We start from the raw sequence: 18428 nt of genomic DNA on the forward strand, positions 1-18428 counted from the left end.
TTTAAAACGCAAAGGTACGCAAAGGAAGACAGGTGCGATGGTTACATCGATTGTTTGTATTGTTCTAAAATTTGGGGAATATAATCGTAGCCATCAACCCCGATGAGAGCGATGATTTGTGGGCGCGATTGTTGCAATTTTTTCTGGAACGCTTCTGCTCCCATTTGTCCTTGCAAAATGGTGAGTAAGCCTGCGGTTTTCCGCCACTCTTCCGCAGCAATTTGCTCTAGGAGATACATTCCCAGGCTACCCGTAAGGATTGTTTTATCGATGTTTTGCAGACTGTAGTGAGCTTCAGATAAGTAAGCTAAGTTTCGTCCTTGTAGATATAAATCGCCGGAAAATTGCGCGGCTTGTAAGCCGGATTCCAGGTATTTAATCGCTTCTTGGGGTTGTTCTACTATCAACAAGGCAATTCCCAAACTACTACAACAAAGGGCTTTACTTTGACCATCCCCTACTCGTTCTGATAACTGCAATCCTTGCTGCAAATAGTTGATGGCTGTCTCGTAAATTTCGGGTTCTATTTGTTCTAATTGTTGAGCTTGGAAGACTTCACTGTAGCCGAGATTGGCGAGGGCGTTGGCTTCTCCTAATCTATCTCCCGTCTGACGAGAGAGAATTAATGCCCGTTGGCTATAGCTGATGGCTTCGGCATAGTTCTTTTGCGCGACGCAGGTGCGACTGAGGTGATTAAAATTGGCAATTTCACAAGGGCGATCGCCTGCATTTCTAGCGATTTCTAAGGCTTGCTCGTGAAATGCGATCGCGTCTGCATATCGACCTTGCGCCCGCTGGGAATAACCCATTAAGGTCAAAATCCGAGCTTTTTCTTGCGTGCCTTCCACTTGTCGCAGCGGTGCATCTAGGTAGTCAAGGGTCGTGCGGAGATATGCGCCGGAAAATGAGGCGAAAATGCCACCGTAGAGGGGGAAGTATTGCCGCTGGGAAAAGGTTCTGAGGATTTGTAGGGTAATTTGAAAACAGCCATTTACCAAGCGATCGCGCGAAGTAGAATTGAGAATCGTCGCCTGATTCAAGCCATTCGCTAACTGCGACCAAATCACGGCAAAAGTCAGAAAAGTGGAAATCGACAGCCTTGCGCCCACCTTGGAGTCGTAAACCAGTTTGTCAAACCAGTTCACCAACCCCCGCTGCAAGTATTGCAAAATTACCGCTAACTCAACGAAGGAAATCAAGTCAGGCGGTTGTTTTGCGACCAATTCGGTTAATGATTCGTTGAAGGCAAGTGCGTGGAATAATCCCTGAGGATAGGGGCTATTGACTTGTTTTTCCCAAACTCCCCAAGGGCCACTTTGCGCCGGTGTGCCTTCAAATCCTAAGGAGCGATTTTGGTCGTAGATCCAGCTTACCAGGTGCCCTTCCAAGCGTTGCCAAGATTCCAAGCCACGGGCAAGACCTTCAGCCAGTTGCTGCACATCTCGATCTTGTTCGGGATGGGTAATTTCCGGCGCTTGTTGCTTCAGTGCAGATGCCAACTGCGGTAAGTTCAAAACTTGCGCTAAATTGGGGTCGATCACCCGTAATAAAGCTGCTAGCTTGTCGTCTGATGGGGAAGCGATAATTTGTTGAACAGCGGTAGCGATCGCATCCGTCGCCCGATTTTTTTCCTGCGCCCGTTCCCATTCTCCCCGAATCGTCTGCATTGCCCTCAAGGTACGAGTCGCCTTGGCAAGCTTCATTTCATCCTTTTGAGTGTCCACCTGTTGCTGGGTGGCGCTTAAGGTTTCTTCCAAAACTCGCTCGAAAATTTCGCCCGTACCCGGAGTCACATCCTTGACGAGCATTTTATACACCTGCTCTTTCGAGCGAATCTGCCCTTTGAGGGTGGTTTGTACAATTTGGTCGATTAATTGTAGATAGCGATCGCGCAAAGGCAGAGAGTCTGTCATGGGGAGTGGTTGAGTGGAATTGTAGGCAATACTGTTCGGTTCGCTTCTCCCCTGTTTTGCTCCCGCTTCCCTTGCAGGGAGAGGGGTTAAGCTTTTCTTTTTTAAGAGAGAAGAAAATAACTTATTTACTTTGCAGTGTACTGAATAAGTTACTGAGTTCGCATACTACAAAGTGTGGAGAAACACTAACGCTGATGTTTGCCGATTTTTTACCCTCCCAAGTTCAGCAGTTGCGCGAGTCCGCATCCATCGCCCTTGCTCAAAAAATTGAACGTCAGGCGATTAAAACTCCTCTCTCGCCACAACCGATAGCTACAGCTTACGTCCATCAGGGGAACGGTGGCACCCCAATTCTATTACTACCCGGTTTTGATAGTTCGGTGCTGGAGTTTCGCTGCTTGCTACCACTACTCGCCGCCCAAAATGAAACGTGGACGGTAGATTTGTTGGGATTTGGCTTTACAGATCGAGTGCAGGGAATTTTGTATAACCCCGACGCTATCAAGACGCACCTGTATTACTTCTGGAAAACTTACATCCAAGTGCCAGTCATGTTGGTAGGCGCTTCGATGGGAGGTGCAGCGGCAATTGACTTCACCCTCACTTACCCGCACGCTGTCAAAAAGCTGGTGTTAATTGACAGTGTAGGTTTCAGCGGTAGCTTCCCGCTTGCCTCCTATCTCTTTCCTCCCTTAGATTTTCTGGCAGTCGAATATTGGCGTCAGCGCAAACTCCAAGCGCTGTTATGGGGCAGCACTTTTGGCAACTTGGAACCGACTGCTATTGAGGCGATTCGGTGTGCGGCGCTGCACATGGAAATGCCCGGTTGGCACGAAGCAATCATCGCGTTTATGAAAAGTGGCGGTTACTGGAATTTGGCAGATAGAATTCCTCAAATCGATAAGCGGACGCTGATTCTGTGGGGAGAGGCGGATGATATGTTGGGTACGGACGATGCCGAGAGGTTTAAGAGAGCGATCGCTCATTCTCAACTCATTTGGATCGCCAATTGCGGGCACGTTCCTCAATTTGAACAGCCAGAGATTACCGCTAAGCATATTTTGGCTTTTAGGTAATTGTAGGATTTATTGTTAACGCAAAGGTACGCAAAGGTTAGCGCAAAGGTACGCAAAGGAGTTTTCAGGGTAGCCTTAAAGTTATGAATCAGGATTCTCTTGCCCATCGATGGGTAGTCAGTGCAGAAGAAGCGAAGGAATTGATTAAGCTGGATGCGACACTTCTGGATGTTCGCAATTCAATTTCCTGGTTGCTTGGGCATATTTCTGGTGCTGTTCATGTCACTTGGCAGCAATTCTCGCAACAACAATCTCCGAATAAGGGAAAGTTGATTGAGAATACAGAAATTTTGCAAGAAAAACTTCGCGCTGTCGGCATTTGTAACAATCAACCTGTCGTTGTCCTTGGCAATCCAGCGCACAATTTTGGTGAAGAAGGGCGCATTGTTTGGATGTTACGCACGCTAGGACATTCACAAGCAGTCTTTGTCGATGGGGGACATTCAGCACTTGTTAAAGCAGGTGTCCCGATTGTTTGGGGAGTGACTCAACCCAAACCTGGTGATTTTCTTGTACAGCGAACTTCCTTATGGGAAATTCAGCGCGATGAACTCAAAGCCAATCTTTCCGCTAAAGAGATATCCCAAGATTTGATTGTTATTGATACCCGTGAAGCGAGGGAATATGCAGGAACTCCCGCTTACGGCGAACAGCGGGGAGGACATCTCCCTGGTGCGGTTCATTTCTACTTCCAAGATTTGAAAGATGCCAAGGGGAATTTGCTGCATCGCGACCAGATTATTGATAAGTTGGAAAGATTAGGAATTCAGCATTATACTCCCATTATTACTTATTGTACGGGCGGTATCCGCTCAGCTTTCTTCACGGCTGTACTTGTTGATTTAGGATTTAATCATGTAAAAAACTATGCAGGTTCGATGTGGGAATGGTCAGCTTCGCCAGAAAATCATTATCCTCTAGAATCTGAACCTAAGTAGGAAAATAAATTAAACAAAATCAGTAACTATTTTACAAATAATTAAGCTTCTTTTAATTACCCATAAATTTAATAATAAACAGCAATTATTTAGGCAATTTTATTGCTTTACCAATATACATAACTGAAGTATTGTTACTAATTTCTACTTGAAATTTGCCCGTTTTTTTGTAGTGAATATAAGTAAGCACGTTTTGGTAAATGCTTTCACCAAATATATTAAACCCTTTAATTTCTATACCGCTAAATCCTTGGCTATGCATTAAACTTGTTAATTTTTGCGGCTCAATAAACTTATTCCAATCGTGAATACCACGAGGAATTTCCTGCAAAATATTTTCTAATAGCCAAATCATTATTAATTTAGAGGCGAAAGTTTTATTAATTGTGTCAAATAGAAACAAGCCGTTTGGCTTTAAAATTCTATAAATCTCAGAAAGTGTCTGACGTAAATCTGCAATATGCTCTAAAACATCAACACAAACGACAATATCAAAAGTATTGGCACTATAAGGGAGGTTTTCAGAATATCCCTGTTGATAGTCAATCTGAAGTCCGCTTAGCGATGCGTGATCTTGAGCTTGTTGAATACATTTAGCAGATTGGTCGATTCCTGAGACTTTTACTCCTCTTTTCGCCATGAATTCGCAGGTAAATCCGCCGCCACATCCAACATCTAAGGCTTGCAATCCCTGCCAATTTGAAACATAGCGATCGAAAAAATCAAATCGGGGTTGATTGAGATGATAGAGAGCATAGATTTTCTCATCTTCCTGCCACCACCTATCTGCACTCAAATCATAAAATTTTAAGTCGTTTTTTTTCAAGTGTTTGCTTTGCATCCTGTATGTGGGAAGGTTGATAGGACAAACGCATCTAAGGTAATTTTAGTCGCTGCTTCAGTGGGAAAATTATGCTGACATTGCGAACTCAATCATTCCACTTCTAGCCTATCGGCATCTAGTAGGATGTCCTTTATGAAAGGTAGCGATCGCTATCTTCGCTGCATCTGAGCGATAATAGCTAGCGTATACTGCCCGCAGCCACGCTTCTCGCTTTGTCTCCAGAAGCATAAATCTTATAATCTAAAATCAAAAATATTATCACAAGCCTCGTACAATGAAATATTGCTGGGAATATTGCTGGGACTCAAGGAGCTGATTTTATGCCACAGGCAGTGGGAACGATTGAAACGTTAGGGTTCCCAGCTGTACTAGCAGCAGCAGACGCAATGGTTAAAGCTGGTGCAGTCACGCTGGTTCATTATGCACTTGTAGAAAAAGGGAACTTTATGGTCTCCGTTCGGGGAAAAGTTTCTGAAGTCAACATCGCTGTTGAGGCAGGGATTAAAGCCGCAGAGACAGTCTACGGAGGTCAAGTGATCTCCCACTACATCATCCCCAATCCTACGGAAAATGTTGAAACTGTTATGCCCATTCATTTCACCCAAAAAGTTGAACAGTTCCGTATGTCGTAGTTGGTTAACAATCGGAACTTAATTGCGAGTAGACATTGCCAGCTATCCCAGCAATTATTGGGATTTTGTTTACTCGATTGTTTGGTCTTTTGTCAAGTCAAAAAGTGGGAAAGTAAAGGCAAGGGGCATTTCCATCCAAAGGTGCATCGAAAATTCGTACAATTAGTTCTTAGCTCTACGTAACTCAATTAAATTCAAATTCAGGAGATAGCCAATGCCACAGGCAGTTGGATCGATAGAAACGAAAGGCTTTCCTGCTGTCCTAGCAGCGGCAGATGCGATGGTTAAAGCTGGAAGAGTTACCCTAGTCGGATATATCCGAGTTGGTAGCGCCCGTTTTAATGTCAATATTCGGGGCGATGTTTCAGAAGTGAAAACCTCAATGGAGGCGGGAATTGCCGCAGTAGAAAAAGTTTATGGTGGCGTTGTAGAATCCTGGGTGATCATTCCCCGTCCCCATGAAAATGTCGTGAGTGTACTGCCAATTGGCTTCACTGAAGACGTGCAACAGTTCCGAGATGCTGTCGAACAGCCGATAGTCCGCAGGTAGTGGAAACATCTGTTAGCGAAAGGCGCGTAAGCAGCGTCTGCTGAGTAGAAAGACTGCCTGCAAGAGAGCGTCCAAAATCATAGCTGCTGTTACAACCCGTTTTCTTCAAGAAAATGGGTTTTTTTAGCAATATTTTTTGAATAAGACTCACTTTCCCTTTAAACCGGAGAAAACCTCTCTCTTACAAGTGGTTAATGATGTTCGTTTTTCACCTCACCCTAAAGGTAATTTCTTAAACCCTTGATTCGTCAGGGTTCTAAAATTTGGAGTTTCTCGTCTCGTGAAAATTTCGTGACGCTAGCATCGTACAAATACTGACAAAAACTAGAAATTACTAAATCTTTACTAAAATTCCCTATATTTTTATCAGAACTATACAAATAATGCCGTAGTTGTATATAAAAATTGATGAATTGTGAATATTACTACCAGACTTAGCTAAATTAGTGGAGCCAAATATTGCAAACATTACTTGCTAAAGCTTCATCGGTAGGTACTCGCCCTGAAATCGAAGTGCTGCTAATCTGTGCCAGTACTCGGATGGAATTGGAAAGAGTTGAGCGGCTAGTTACTCTACTCCAGGAAAACAATATAGACTGGGCAGAACTGATGCAAATGGCGACTGAGCATAGGGTGATGCCGCTTTTGTATTGGAACCTAAACAGCACCTGTCCGGAAGCGGTTCCGAAGGATATTCTGGCTAAGTTGCGGGCTGATTTTCAAACCCTCACACGACGCAGCCTATTTTTGAGCGGCGAACTGGTTAGACTTGTGAATCTATTTGAAGCACAAGGAATTCCGGTTCTACCTTTCAAAGGTCCAGTATTAGCCGCTTCTGCCTACGGTAATTTGTTGAGAAGACAGTTCTGGGATTTAGACATTCTGGTGCAAGAAAGAGACATCGAAAGGGCAAAGGCGCTGTTTTTGTCTCAAGGATACCAGATGAAAATCGAGCGCATCGAAGTGACTCAAGAACAGGAAGCGGCTTTTGTGCGATCGCCTCATATTCATCAATTTGTACGCGAAGCCGCCTATCCATTTAGAAACCACCAGAAAGGAGTGTTGGTGGAACTGCACTGGGGAGTAATGCCAAAGTATTTTTCTTTTCCCATCGATTCTAAAGAATTGTGGGATGACCTGGAGCCAGTCTCCATTGCTGGAACGACAGTTCCCAACCTCTCGCCAGAGAATTCGTTGCTAACGATTTGCGGACACGGAACCAAAGACTGTTGGACGCAACTGGCAAGAATCTGCGACGTAGCCGAACTTATCCGCAGCCATCCGCAGCTAGATTGGGTCAAACTGATGCAGCAAGCTAGCGCTAAGGGCGGTCAGCGAATGTTGTTTCTAGGTTTAATGCTGGCACATCGTCTTCTGGGAACTGCCCTGCCAGATGATGTTTGGCAAAAGATTCAGGCTGACCCAGCGGTAGAATTGCTGGCGGCTGAAGTATGCGAACAGCTTTTCCGTTCGTCGGACGGATCTGTTAAAGACGGGACAACCACCCGCTTCCATTTAAAAGCCAGAGAACGCCTAATTGACAGGGTGCGGTATTCTCTGAAATTAGCAATCACGCCGACTACTACCGACTGGTTGCTACTACCCTTGGCGGAATTTCCAGCTTTCCTTTACTATTTGCTGCGACCACTCAGGCTAATAGGAGAGCAAATATTAAAAAGATTCAAGGTGAGTAAAAAAAAATTATAATTTTCATGCTTAAACTATAAAATTTATTCCTTAATCAAAATGGTAGTAAGTAAGGAATAAATCTTTTTCAATTTTAAACCGGATACATATTATGAGCTTTAAATTTAAACTAAATCAAAAGCTCATAATATGTATTTTGTAATAACTAATATTATTTAAAATCGTTAATTTATAATATAAGCGGAATCATTATAAAGTCTATAAGTTTAGTAATAAACCTAATTAGTTATACCTTGACATTAGAATATCTCAAGGTTAGCTTAGGGTTAAGAAAAGCGAAACAAAGCTTGGTAGTATAGCAAAAAAATCATGAATCATTCAGAGATATTTAAGGCGAATGCTCCTAAAGTTGTCCACGAAACGATTGATGGTGAAGTTGTAATCGTCAACTTAGATAAGGGAGATTATTATAGCTTAGTAAAAGTTGGAGCTGATATTTGGGAAGAACTTATTAAAGGTACTTCCAAAAGCAATATTATCCAAAAAATAATCCAGTGCTACGATGGCGATCGCCAAATTATTGAAAATACTGTCAATGATTTTATTGCCAGATTGCAGCAAGAAGAACTCATTACTCTCGATAGCACAGAAGATCCTAAAAATTTAAATATAGACAGCGCACCAAGCACCACAAACGACAATCCTGAAAAGCTCAGCTTTTCACCCCCAACTTTAGAAAAATATACAGATATGGAAGAATTGCTAGCTTTAGACCCCATTCACGAAGTGAATGAGGTGGTGGGCTGGCCTAATGTTAAAGTTGAAGCCTGATTAAATCAGCATTTGGCATCATTATCAGCAGCTTCAAGGTGTATTGGGAAGGGGCAGCCGTCAGGATTTGCCCCTAGGTTTCAGCTAATTCCTTAAGTTTTTTCAACATGATGACTAACGAGTTGGCATCTGAGATTGCCACTAAAACAGAAGCGAAAGACCCTTTAGCCTTTTTTAATACGGTTTATGAATTATACGAAAAAGCTGAGGCTGCATCTGGTTCTATTGACCGTTTTTATTGCTTAGGCGGGTTTAAAATTCGGTTGCGTTTTGCTGGTTCAGCTTTAATTTCCTACATGACACCTGCTTTAGGACATTTAGCTACAGAACCCGTTTCAGATCCAGCGCTGACAGTTTGTTTGTGGGATAGCGCCTCGACAAACACCGTAATGCCACCTCCACCTTGGCAAATAAATCATCATCATCCAAAGCGTGGGGAAATTATCGGGTTTACTAATGAGCGCATTCATACCAGTTTCCAATGGGGAGCGTTTGCGTTAAGTATTTTAGATAGCGATCGCAACCTGGGAATCTATTGGGTTGAGACAACCGAACAACTTCCTTACTGGGAAGCAGGTTCTCCCCTACGGACAATTTTTAACGTCTGGATGAGTAAGCGGGGACTGCAACTGGTTCATGCGGGTGCAGTTGGAATGCCAAGTGGCGGCGTGTTGCTAGTCGGAAAAGGGGGATCTGGTAAATCAACTACAGCTTTAACCTGCCTTAACTCTGAGCTTTTCTATGCCAGCGACGACTATAGTTTGATTGCATCCGACCCCACTCCAACTGTTTTTAGCATTTACAGCACTGGCAAAAAAAATGCCGATGATGTTCAAAGATTGCCGTTTCTCGCTAAGGCAATTAGCAATAGCGATCGCTTAGATTCGGAAAAAGCGCTTTATTTCATCAACGACCATTTTCCCGAAAAAATCTTGCCCAGTTTTCCGCTTCAAGCTATCTTAATCCCCCGCATTACTGGGGGAAGCAATACCACCTTGAAAGCTACCTCATCAGCGGCAGGATTGGCAGCACTTGTTCCTAGTACAATCCTGCAATTGCCCGGTGCAGGTAAGGAAGCTTGTGAGCTGATGACAAAAACTGTTAGCCAGCTACCTTGTTATTATCTAGAACTCGGCACTGACCTGAAGCAAATTCCTGAAGTCATTTTAAGCTTACTTTCAAAGCAATAGCCCATGAATAATAAGGAATTCTTCGTTAGTGCGATCATCCCTGTCTATAACGGAGAACAGTTTCTAGCAGAAGCTATTCAAAATATCCTCAATCAAAACTATCAGCCTCTAGAAATCATTGTTGTTGACGATGGCTCAACAGATAAAACGGCGGAAGTTGCTGCTCGCTATAAAGATAGTATTCACTATGTTTATCAGCCTAATAGCGGGCCATCAGCAGCTCGTAACCGTGGTTTAAGGATGGCAAAAGGGGATGCGATCGCTTTTTTAGATGTTGACGATTTATGGTCAGAAGATAAACTGAAACTGCAAGTAGGTTATTTAGTAGATAACCCCTCAGTAGAGATTGTCCAGGGATTAATTCAACAAATGAAGCTATGCCAAATTACAACGAACAATCAGCCCCTTTTTGAACCTGCTTACAATCCTTATAGCTATATAAATTTAGGAAGCGCAATTTATCGGAGGTTAGTTTTTGATAAAATTGGCTTATTTGATGAAACACTTAACTATGCTGAAGATGTCGATTGGTTTATCCGAGCGTGGGAAAATGGGATTTCAAAAGTTGTATTAGAACGGGCTAGTTTGTTTTATCGCAAGCACGAAGATAACATGACCGTTGGAAAAAACTTAGTCGAGCTTGGATTTGTAAGGATTTTCAAAAAACATTTAGATCGGTGCCGAAAACGAGGGAATTATCAAAAGGCTTCTTTATTAGATATGCCAATTAATGAGTACCTTGGCACTTCTCCTGAAATTCCTAAAATAATGTAAAATCCTCAAAAAAATAATACAATGGAATATTTACCGCTAGTCAGTGTAATTATTGCTGTCAAGAATGGAGAACATCGATTAGCAGATGCTATCGAAAGCGTTCTATCGCAAACTTATGAAGACTATGAAATTATTGTTGTTGATGGTAAATCAACAGATAATACTGAAAAAATTGCCAAGTCTTATGAACGAGTTCGCTATATTTGGCAAGCTGGTCAGGGCCTTGCTGACGCTTGGAATCTTGGGCTTGAGGCTGCGAAAGGAGAATTTATTGCTTTTCTTGACCACGATGATCTATGGACACCCAATAAATTAAGTCTTCAGGTTGATTACCTTATCAACAATCCAACAATTCAATATGCGATCGCTAAGTTTAGGTTCATTTTAGAACCAGAATGTCCTATTCCCTTAGGTTTCAAGAAAGACCTATTAAACAAAGATATTGTTGGGCCTATTCCTGGAACTTTAATAGTGCGTAAATCCCTACTAAATTCAATTGGTAAATTTAATACTGACCTGGTGATTGCTAGCGATGTCGATTGGTTTGCTAGAGCCAAAGATGAAAATATACCTATGGCTGTTATCCCCGAAGTTTTTCTATATAAACGAGTTCACACCCAAAATCTCTCATCCAATGCTGAGATAAACAATCAAGAATTATTGCAGATACTTAAGCAATCTGTTAATCGTCAACGTCGTGCCAAAATTAAAAAAGATGCAATTCAACAATGAAGCGATCGCATTATTTAGAGCAAACAGAGTTTTATAAAACCCAAATACTTTTTTCAAAAGTGTAGATTTACTAGAATCTGCTTAAACTTTTGCAAATGAAAAACATCAAAAGGATTTACTTCAATAGATTTATTTAAAGATATTGCAACTTAAATTAGAAAGAAAGACTTTGATTAAGAATGAATAATTCTTTTTTAGTTAGCGTTATTATCCCTGTCTATAATTGCGATCGCTATCTGGCTGAAGCGATTGAAAGCGTACTAGCTCAAACTTATCAGCCACTGGAAATCATTGTAATAGATGATGGTTCAACAGATAACAGTGCAGAAGTAGCAAAGCACTTTGCGTCATCAGTGCGGTACTATTCCCAATCCCAAAGCGGTGCTGGTGCTGCCCGAAATTATGGCACAGAATTAGCGCAAGGAAGTTTCTTTGCTTTTCTCGATGCAGATGATTTTTGGGTCAAAGATAAATTGACTTGTCAAATGCAGGTTTTTGAGAGCGAACCCGATATTGATATAGTCTTCGGATACGTTCAACAGTTTCACAGTCCCGAATTAGATGAAAGCATCAAGAATAAAATATACTGTCCTCCTGAATTAATGGCGGGATATCACCCTGGAACCATGCTGCTTAAACGGGAAGCTTTTCTTCGGGTAGGAAAATTTGAAACCAACTTACAAATGGGAGAATTTATCAGTTGGTATGCGCGTGCAACAGAGCTGGGATTGCGTGAAAAGATGTTACCAGACCTCTTGATGTCAAGGCGGTTGCACGAAACCAATCTGAGCATTCGCCAGCGTGAAGCGCGGACTGATTATGTCCGGCTGATTAAAGCTTCACTCGACCGACGCCGCGCCGCAACTTTGCCAGAAAATAATTCTTCATTTTCTCAATAAATATGAGTTTGAAAACTCGCCTTAAAGCTGCCTTAACAGCCTTCGTGAATCCGCCCACAGCTCCAAAGTTGGTAGTTACAAAACCAGCAACAGAGCCTTCGGTAGTTATCGATAATCAGCTTTTAGCTGGAAAAAATGTTCTGATAACTGGAGCAGCCAGAAATATTGGCAGAAGTATTGCTCTTGAAATGGCAAAACAAGGCGCAAACATTTTCTTCACTGACCTAGTTCGGGAAGGATGTGAAAATTTAGAAAAAGAATTAAGTTGCTATCCAGTTAAGTCAAGAGCCTTTGTGTCAGATATTTCTAAGACTGAAGATAACGATTATTTATGTAACTATTTATTAAAAAACAAAATAAATATTGATGTTCTTGTCAACAATGTGGGAATCCAATTTGAGACGAGCCAGATAAAAAACCTTGATTTAGGAGAATGGCATAAAACCTTTAATACCAATGTTTTCGGGCCAATGTATCTCACAAAGCTTATTTCTCAAATGATGGTTAATCATCGCATTCATGGCTCGATTATATATATCACGTCTATTCACCAATGGGAACTTGTACGTTGGCCTAGTTACAGCTCCTCAAAAGCTGCATTAGGAATGATTATCAAAGAATTGGCTCTAGAATTGGCAACTTCTGGGGTAAAAGTTAACGGAATCGCTCCCGGCTGGGTAGCGGAAGATGAGCAAGGAAACTCCCTCCGTCACAGCTATACTCCGCTGCATAACAGTTCAATCAATCCTTGTTATATTGGTCGGGCTGCTGTTTACCTAGCCTCCGACTATTTTTCAAAATTTACGACTGGAACCGTTCTCAAAATCGATGCTGGGTTGTCATTATATAATCATCGTTATGCCGAATATCTGAATCAATAAAAAAGCTTGTTATTTTAAAGAAAACCAAATGTTTCATATCATAAAATGGGTAAAAAGAAAAGTAGAAAAGCAATTATTTTCAGGGCACTTGGAGGCGAAATGTCAAGCAGTTAAAAGTCTTTTCCCTAAAAATGCAACTGTTGAGCGTGTGGCTACGGGATTTGAATTTACAGAAGGCCCTATTTGGTTTGCTGAAGAAAAGTATCTCCTCTTTAGTGATATTCCAGCTAACAAAATCTTTAAACTGACTCCCAGTAGTGACGTAACAGTCTTTAGAGAGACTAGCCATAACTCCAATGGTTTGACTAGAGATAAGCAAGGACGACTCATTACTTGTGAACACGGAACGCGCCGCGTCACCCGCACCGAAAAAGATGGTTCGATTACCGTCTTAGCTGATAAATTTCAAGGTAATACACTGAATAGTCCTAATGATATTGTCGTGAAAAGTGACGGTTCTATCTACTTCACAGATCCGCCTTATGGCATCAAACCCGAACAGCAGGAACAACCAATCCAGGGGGTTTACCGCCTCTCGCCTGATGGCAAAGAAATTATAGTCGTAGCCGATGATTTTGATAAACCTAATGGACTAGCATTTTCACCGGATGAAAAAAAGCTTTATATCGACGATTCTGAACGCCGTCATATTCGCGTGTTCGACGTTCAAGCTGACGGTAAACTTGCTAACAGCCGCATTTTTTACAAGATGAATGGTAAGAAACCTGGTTTACCCGATGGGATGAAAGTAGATGTGCAAGGACATCTGTACTGCACAGGTGCAGGAGGCGTGTGGGTTTTTGATCCAGAAGGGAATCATTTGGGAACAATTGTGACTCCGGAGGTGCCAGCGAATTGTGCTTGGGGAGATGATGATTTGCAAACTCTTTATATTACTGCTGGCACTTCTGTTTACAAAATTCGAGTAAATGTTCCAGGCATCAAAGTGCCTTAATTGATTACCATCGTTTAAAATTTTCAATTACAAAAGATGCGTAAAATGAATCTATATAATAAGGATAGCTGTGACTGGCTTAATTCCGAGCAAAAATTGCTTTTGCGGGCAGCACTGTTGCAGGGAGAAGAGGCAATTGATTCTTGGAATCAATGGAAAGCATCTGCCGATATTGAGAATCTCGATGTAGAATCCTATCGATTGCTGCCTTTACTTTATCGCAACTTATCCGCACATGGCGTGACGGATCTGCATATGGCAAGACTAAAGGGAGTTTACCGACGCACATGGTGTGAAACCCAAGTTTTGTTGCAACAAGTCGCAGCTATTATCAGTTGTTTTCAGAATGATGGTATCACAACAATGCTGCTCAAGGATGCAGCTTTGAATATACATTATTACAAAGATTATGGCTCACGAATGATACATAATTTTGATTTTTTAGTTCATCCAGCAGATGCTTTAGCAGCCGTAAGTCTGTTACAAAAAATTGGCTGGAGAGCCAAAGGAAAAATACCAGTTACAATTACGCCCTTCTCTCATACTCTAGGATTTGACAATGAATTAAAACAACAGTTTAATCTTCGCTGGCATCTGTTCGCAGATGGTTTTCAAGAAGATGCTGAAAAATATTTTTGGGATAGTGCGATATTAACCAAGCTGGATGACTTATCAACTTATGTTTTAAATCCTACGGATCAGCTATTGTACGTTTCTGTATATGGAGGAATGAGTAATTTTGTTTTTCCAATTAGTCGGCTAGCTGATGCCGCAATACTTCTCAACTCATACCAAGCAGAAATTGATTGGAACCGACTGGTAGCTCTAGCACAAAAGTACCGCTTAATTTTGCCCCTACAAAATATATTGACGAAATTACATGAAATCCTAAATATGCCAATCCCTCTGTCGATTTTACAAGAAGTACAAAATATACCCATTTCTAAATTTGAGCGCAGCGAATATCAGCTCACGAGTAGACAAGAAAAATCAGTCCACGAGCGTTTGATAAGCAGATATCTACAATATTCAAGAGCAGTAAATACAGATAATTTTAAATTAAGCTTTTTAGGTTTTACCAGATATCTACAATATATCTGGGGTTTGGAACACTTATGGGAAGTTCCATTGCAAGCAATGATTCGGGGTATAAAAAGGCTCTGGTAAGAGCGATCGCTTTCACCTGAAAAGAGATGAAGAAAACCAGGGTTGGAAGCGATCGCCATCAATGCACTAGCAGATAACTATAAGCGTCTCCTAAAGCCCTTTACACATTTCCCTACCAGCCGGAAGAGGCAAGTCTCATACATGAGATAGAGCCTAGACACTCCAGAATCTGAGAACTTAAGAACAAATAAAGAAAATCTTCAACAACTGCTTTCTAATCATCATGTTTGGAAACCAAATTAAGACAGCAGCGTTGCTGGGACTCCTCAGCGGTCTTCTGGTTCTGGGTGGCTATTATCTGGTAGGCAACGAGCAGGGGCTATACCTAGGTCTGGCTTTTGCTGCATTCAGTAGTTTTAGCTCCTGGTACTATTCTGACCAAGCCGCCTTGATGGCGTATCGCGCCCAACCGCTAGAGCGTCAGGAGGCTCCAGAACTCTACGATATGGTAGCTTCTTTGAGCCAAAGGGCGGGGATTCCCATGCCGAAACTGTTTTTAGTGCCAACCAAATCCCCCAATGCTTTTGCAACCGGACGAGATCCGGATCATGCTTCTGTGGCAGTGACTCAAGGGATTATAGAATTACTCTCCCGCGAAGAACTTGAAGGTGTTTTGGCTCACGAACTTACCCACGTCAAAAACCGCGACACTTTAACTCAGGCAGTTGTAGGCACCATCGCTGGAGCGATTACTTTTGTCGGACGGATTCTCACTTTGGGAGCGCTCTACGGCCCTGTCACCCGCGATGACCGCCGAGGTGGAAACGCTTTGGGTGCCTTGTTTCTAATCGTTTTGGCTCCTATTACTGCGGCGCTAATCCAGTTTGCGATTTCCCGCACCAGGGAGTATTCTGCTGACTTGGGTTCGGCTGAAATCACGGGGAATCCTTTGGCGCTTGCCAGTGCGTTGGAGAAGCTTGAGGCAATGGGTCATCAGATTCCGATGAACGGCAATCCCACGATGTCGCCGCTACTGATTGTCAATCCTATCTCGACAAAAGGGTTGCAATCTCTTTTCCGTACCCATCCCCCGACTGAGGATCGGATTCGTCGTCTCGTAGAATTGGCTCAGCAACAAAAGCAACAAAAGCAAATGACTCCAGCGATCGCATAATGTGCAAGCAGTGCTGGTGATGCTTGATTTTAGCCGGTGGTAACGCCGGTTTTTTATTGAATGAGGATGCTAAACCGGAGATGTCTCGCGTTTCGATTATTATTCCCACGCTGAATGAGGCGACGTGCTTGGAACGCACGCTGCGCCAGTTGAATTTGCTAGATCCTCCAGCTTGGGAAGTGCTGGTGGTAGATGGGGGAAGTGACGATGAGACAGTTGCGATCGCCCAGCGGATCTTACAAGCGATCGCCCCGTCATCTCAAGCGCGTGTCCTCTGTTGTGATGTTCGCGGACGTTCAGTGCAGATGAACCGAGGCGCAGAGGCGGCGACGGGAGATATCCTGTGCTTCTTACACGCAGATACTTCGGTTCCAGATGATTTTGTGGCAGTGGTTGAGCAAACTTTAGCCGATCCATCTGTTGCTGGCGGCGGGTTTATTTCTTTGATGACTGGTTCCCAGACGACGCGCTGGGGAGTTTCGCTGCATAATTACCTCAAAACTTACTACGCGCCGCTGCTTTTCCGACCTCGTTTGTTTTTTCAGGGGTTGCGATTGTTATTTGGCGATCAGGTGATGTTTTGTCGTCGCGCCGATTTCTGGAAATGTGGCGGATTTGATCCGGCATTGCCAATTATGGAGGAAGCGGATTTGTGCCTGAAGTTGGTGCAACGAGGTCGGATTCGTCAAGTGAATCGAGTTGTGCAAAGTAGCGATCGCCGTGTGGCAAAATGGGGTTCGCTGAAGGCTACCGCGATATATCTCTACATCGGCTTTCTTTGGGGTATTGGAGTTGAAGCAACTTACTTGAAAAAGTTTTATGAGGAAATTCGCTAATTCGTTATTAGTTATAGAATCTGTTTAATTTCCCATAATAAAAGAACCCCACCCCCCAACCCCTCCCCGCTTGCGGGGAGGGGAGCCAGAGCCGCAGGCGTTGGCGGGGTGGGGTTCCGGGGAGTGGGTAATTACTGAATTTGATATCAAAGTGCATCTGCTGTCGCTCAACTAACAACTAATAACTCTTTTTTTCATTCAGATTCCAGTCGTAATAGAGATAGGAAATCGGCGTTGAAGCGTCAAGAGGCGCGTCGGTTTTTAAATACAAGCGGATGTATTCAGGAATTGAAGGTGCGACTTTCAGTAAATCGCTCTTGTACCACTTGAAAATTTTGCTACAGTAAAGCGTTCCCGTTTGGAAATCGTAGCGAACTTTATCGGGATTATTGATAAAACGGCTGGCGTCATCCTCTAACTGAGTCCGCACCGATTCCGGAAAGTATGCACCGTTTCGCAACAACGGACAACCGATGGATGCACAAACAAGGGCGAAGTGGATGAGGGGTTCGTCAAATTCGCGGCGGAGGATGCCATGTTCGATTTGGTTGAGGCTGTAGCGTTTACCTGCAAAGGAATAGACGGGACGGATGAAGAACAACAGGAAGGCAAGCCAGTTGGGAATTCCTAAAATCTTCGGTCGGATGGAGGGGATGGGATAGCGTTCTAGAACTTGATTGAGCGCGATCGCATTATATAAATTCAGCCACAGCGCTAACCGTTCATCTAGGTTGGGATAATCCCCCAAATCTACTTCCTGCAAGGAATTCAGCCATTGTGAAAGCGCTTGCGATCGCTCTGAAGACCAAGCATGATAATCGACGCGACCTTCTAGATCGACGTATCGGCGCAGTAGCTCATCCCAAACTGTAAAGTCGATCATAGCTGATACTGCTTGCTACTCAACAATTCAAGTTCTTGACGGTTACTGCTGAGGGTTACTGGCTGAAGAAGCTCTACAGGGTTGTCCAGCCGAGTCAACAAAGTAGCAATTTCCAGCTCCAAAATTACTACTTACAGGAGCCTGAGAATTTTCAGGGGCTTGAATGCATAATTTACCGAGATCCACAGTTCTCCCATCTTCAGTTTGTAGATAGCAAACCGGAATATCTATATTTGAATCTGGCACGACTGGATAGGGAGAATCTGCCTGTAAAGGGAGGCTAAAAGCTATACCAGGAAACAATGAAATGAGAGCATTAGATACGGTAGCTGTTAAACGAAAGTATCTGAACATTGGGTTTTCTTAAGTTTTAATGGTTGAGTTGATGGGTGAAATATTAGATTAAAAACGGCTAAAAAACTTTGGTCAATCGGAAATTGGAAATCACTCATTACTGTTGCCAATATTTCATAATTCAATTTAGATCGCCATACCTACTTAGCGGGATAAATGTCAATTTTTTAGAGAACGGGTTCGGCAAGCGATGCGATGGAAGCGATCGCTAA

The 18428-nt window shown here is 42.9% G+C and carries 19 protein-coding genes; 15 read left to right on the forward strand and 4 right to left on the reverse strand.

Translation table 11 applies throughout. The annotated features are described in order from the left end of the window. Positions 1 to 41: 41 nt before the first annotated feature. The gene (locus tag NDI33_RS12640; protein ID WP_190674998.1) at positions 42 to 1913 is read right to left on the reverse strand and encodes a tetratricopeptide repeat protein; all 1872 of its coding nucleotides are present in this window, start codon (positions 1911 to 1913) and stop codon (positions 42 to 44) included. A gap of 194 nt (positions 1914 to 2107) precedes the next feature. On the opposite strand from NDI33_RS12640, the gene NDI33_RS12645 reads away from it, so the two are divergent. Then, positions 2108 to 2989 carry an alpha/beta hydrolase gene (locus NDI33_RS12645; protein WP_190675001.1) on the forward strand — a complete coding sequence of 294 codons (882 nt, stop codon included), beginning with the start codon at positions 2108 to 2110 and terminating at the stop codon, positions 2987 to 2989. A gap of 83 nt (positions 2990 to 3072) precedes the next feature. After that, on the forward strand, positions 3073 to 3927 hold the full coding sequence (locus NDI33_RS12650) for a rhodanese-like domain-containing protein (RefSeq protein ID WP_190675004.1): 855 nt from the start codon (positions 3073 to 3075) through the stop codon (positions 3925 to 3927). Between the two features lie 85 nt (positions 3928 to 4012). Here NDI33_RS12650 and ubiG read toward each other — a convergent pair whose 3' ends face one another. Beyond that, on the reverse strand, positions 4013 to 4753 hold the full coding sequence (ubiG, locus tag NDI33_RS12655; RefSeq protein ID WP_190675110.1) for a bifunctional 2-polyprenyl-6-hydroxyphenol methylase/3-demethylubiquinol 3-O-methyltransferase UbiG: 741 nt from the start codon (positions 4751 to 4753) through the stop codon (positions 4013 to 4015). Positions 4754 to 5091: 338 nt separating this feature from the next. On the opposite strand from ubiG, the gene NDI33_RS12660 reads away from it, so the two are divergent. The 13 genes from NDI33_RS12660 to NDI33_RS12720 all read left to right on the forward strand — a co-directional run bounded on the left by NDI33_RS12660 (position 5092) and on the right by NDI33_RS12720 (position 16979). Beyond that, entirely contained in the window at positions 5092 to 5403 is a 312-nt protein-coding gene (locus tag NDI33_RS12660; RefSeq protein WP_190411530.1) for a carbon dioxide-concentrating mechanism protein CcmK, read from the forward strand. Positions 5404 to 5617: 214 nt separating this feature from the next. Further along, complete coding sequence (locus NDI33_RS12665; protein WP_190411529.1) at positions 5618 to 5953, forward strand: carbon dioxide-concentrating mechanism protein CcmK; 336 nt, start codon at positions 5618 to 5620, stop codon at positions 5951 to 5953. A 459-nt stretch (positions 5954 to 6412) separates the two neighbouring features. Further along, positions 6413 to 7660: a nucleotidyltransferase family protein gene (locus tag NDI33_RS12670; protein ID WP_190675007.1), complete on the forward strand. Its 1248-nt coding sequence runs from the start codon at positions 6413 to 6415 to the stop codon at positions 7658 to 7660. A gap of 309 nt (positions 7661 to 7969) precedes the next feature. After that, positions 7970 to 8431: a PqqD family protein gene (locus tag NDI33_RS12675; RefSeq protein ID WP_190532007.1), complete on the forward strand. Its 462-nt coding sequence runs from the start codon at positions 7970 to 7972 to the stop codon at positions 8429 to 8431. Positions 8432 to 8538: 107 nt separating this feature from the next. Beyond that, positions 8539 to 9621 (forward strand): serine kinase, encoded by a 1083-nt coding sequence (locus NDI33_RS12680; RefSeq protein WP_190675011.1) that lies wholly within the window; start codon positions 8539 to 8541, stop codon positions 9619 to 9621. A gap of 3 nt (positions 9622 to 9624) precedes the next feature. Continuing rightward, positions 9625 to 10395 carry a glycosyltransferase gene (locus NDI33_RS12685; protein ID WP_190675014.1) on the forward strand — a complete coding sequence of 257 codons (771 nt, stop codon included), beginning with the start codon at positions 9625 to 9627 and terminating at the stop codon, positions 10393 to 10395. Positions 10396 to 10416: 21 nt separating this feature from the next. Then, positions 10417 to 11127, forward strand: coding sequence for a glycosyltransferase (locus tag NDI33_RS12690; protein ID WP_190675016.1), 711 nt, complete (start codon positions 10417 to 10419; stop codon positions 11125 to 11127). Positions 11128 to 11306: 179 nt separating this feature from the next. Next, positions 11307 to 12026, forward strand: a complete 720-nt coding sequence (locus NDI33_RS12695) for a glycosyltransferase family A protein (protein WP_190411523.1) — start codon at positions 11307 to 11309, stop codon at positions 12024 to 12026. Positions 12027 to 12028: 2 nt separating this feature from the next. Beyond that, positions 12029 to 12907 carry an SDR family oxidoreductase gene (locus NDI33_RS12700; RefSeq protein ID WP_190675018.1) on the forward strand — a complete coding sequence of 293 codons (879 nt, stop codon included), beginning with the start codon at positions 12029 to 12031 and terminating at the stop codon, positions 12905 to 12907. A gap of 28 nt (positions 12908 to 12935) precedes the next feature. Next, positions 12936 to 13862 (forward strand): SMP-30/gluconolactonase/LRE family protein, encoded by a 927-nt coding sequence (locus NDI33_RS12705; RefSeq protein ID WP_190675020.1) that lies wholly within the window; start codon positions 12936 to 12938, stop codon positions 13860 to 13862. A 45-nt stretch (positions 13863 to 13907) separates the two neighbouring features. Beyond that, a complete protein-coding gene (locus tag NDI33_RS12710) occupies positions 13908 to 15029 on the forward strand; it encodes a nucleotidyltransferase family protein (RefSeq protein ID WP_348245642.1) in 1122 nt (373 codons plus the stop codon). A 223-nt stretch (positions 15030 to 15252) separates the two neighbouring features. Continuing rightward, entirely contained in the window at positions 15253 to 16143 is an 891-nt protein-coding gene (locus NDI33_RS12715) for a M48 family metalloprotease (RefSeq protein ID WP_190675025.1), read from the forward strand. Positions 16144 to 16223: 80 nt separating this feature from the next. Next, positions 16224 to 16979, forward strand: a complete 756-nt coding sequence (locus NDI33_RS12720; protein WP_190411518.1) for a TIGR04283 family arsenosugar biosynthesis glycosyltransferase — start codon at positions 16224 to 16226, stop codon at positions 16977 to 16979. A gap of 178 nt (positions 16980 to 17157) precedes the next feature. Here the strand turns inward: NDI33_RS12720 and NDI33_RS12725 are convergent, their stop codons facing one another. After that, positions 17158 to 17862 carry a DUF547 domain-containing protein gene (locus NDI33_RS12725; RefSeq protein WP_190675043.1) on the reverse strand — a complete coding sequence of 235 codons (705 nt, stop codon included), beginning with the start codon at positions 17860 to 17862 and terminating at the stop codon, positions 17158 to 17160. Between the two features lie 42 nt (positions 17863 to 17904). Then, the gene (locus tag NDI33_RS12730) at positions 17905 to 18216 is read right to left on the reverse strand and encodes a hypothetical protein (protein WP_190675045.1); all 312 of its coding nucleotides are present in this window, start codon (positions 18214 to 18216) and stop codon (positions 17905 to 17907) included. Positions 18217 to 18428: the final 212 nt, after the last annotated feature.

This window comes from Trichocoleus sp. DQ-A1, assembly GCF_039961955.1.
In the GTDB taxonomy this organism is placed as follows: domain Bacteria; phylum Cyanobacteriota; class Cyanobacteriia; order Cyanobacteriales; family FACHB-T130; genus FACHB-T130.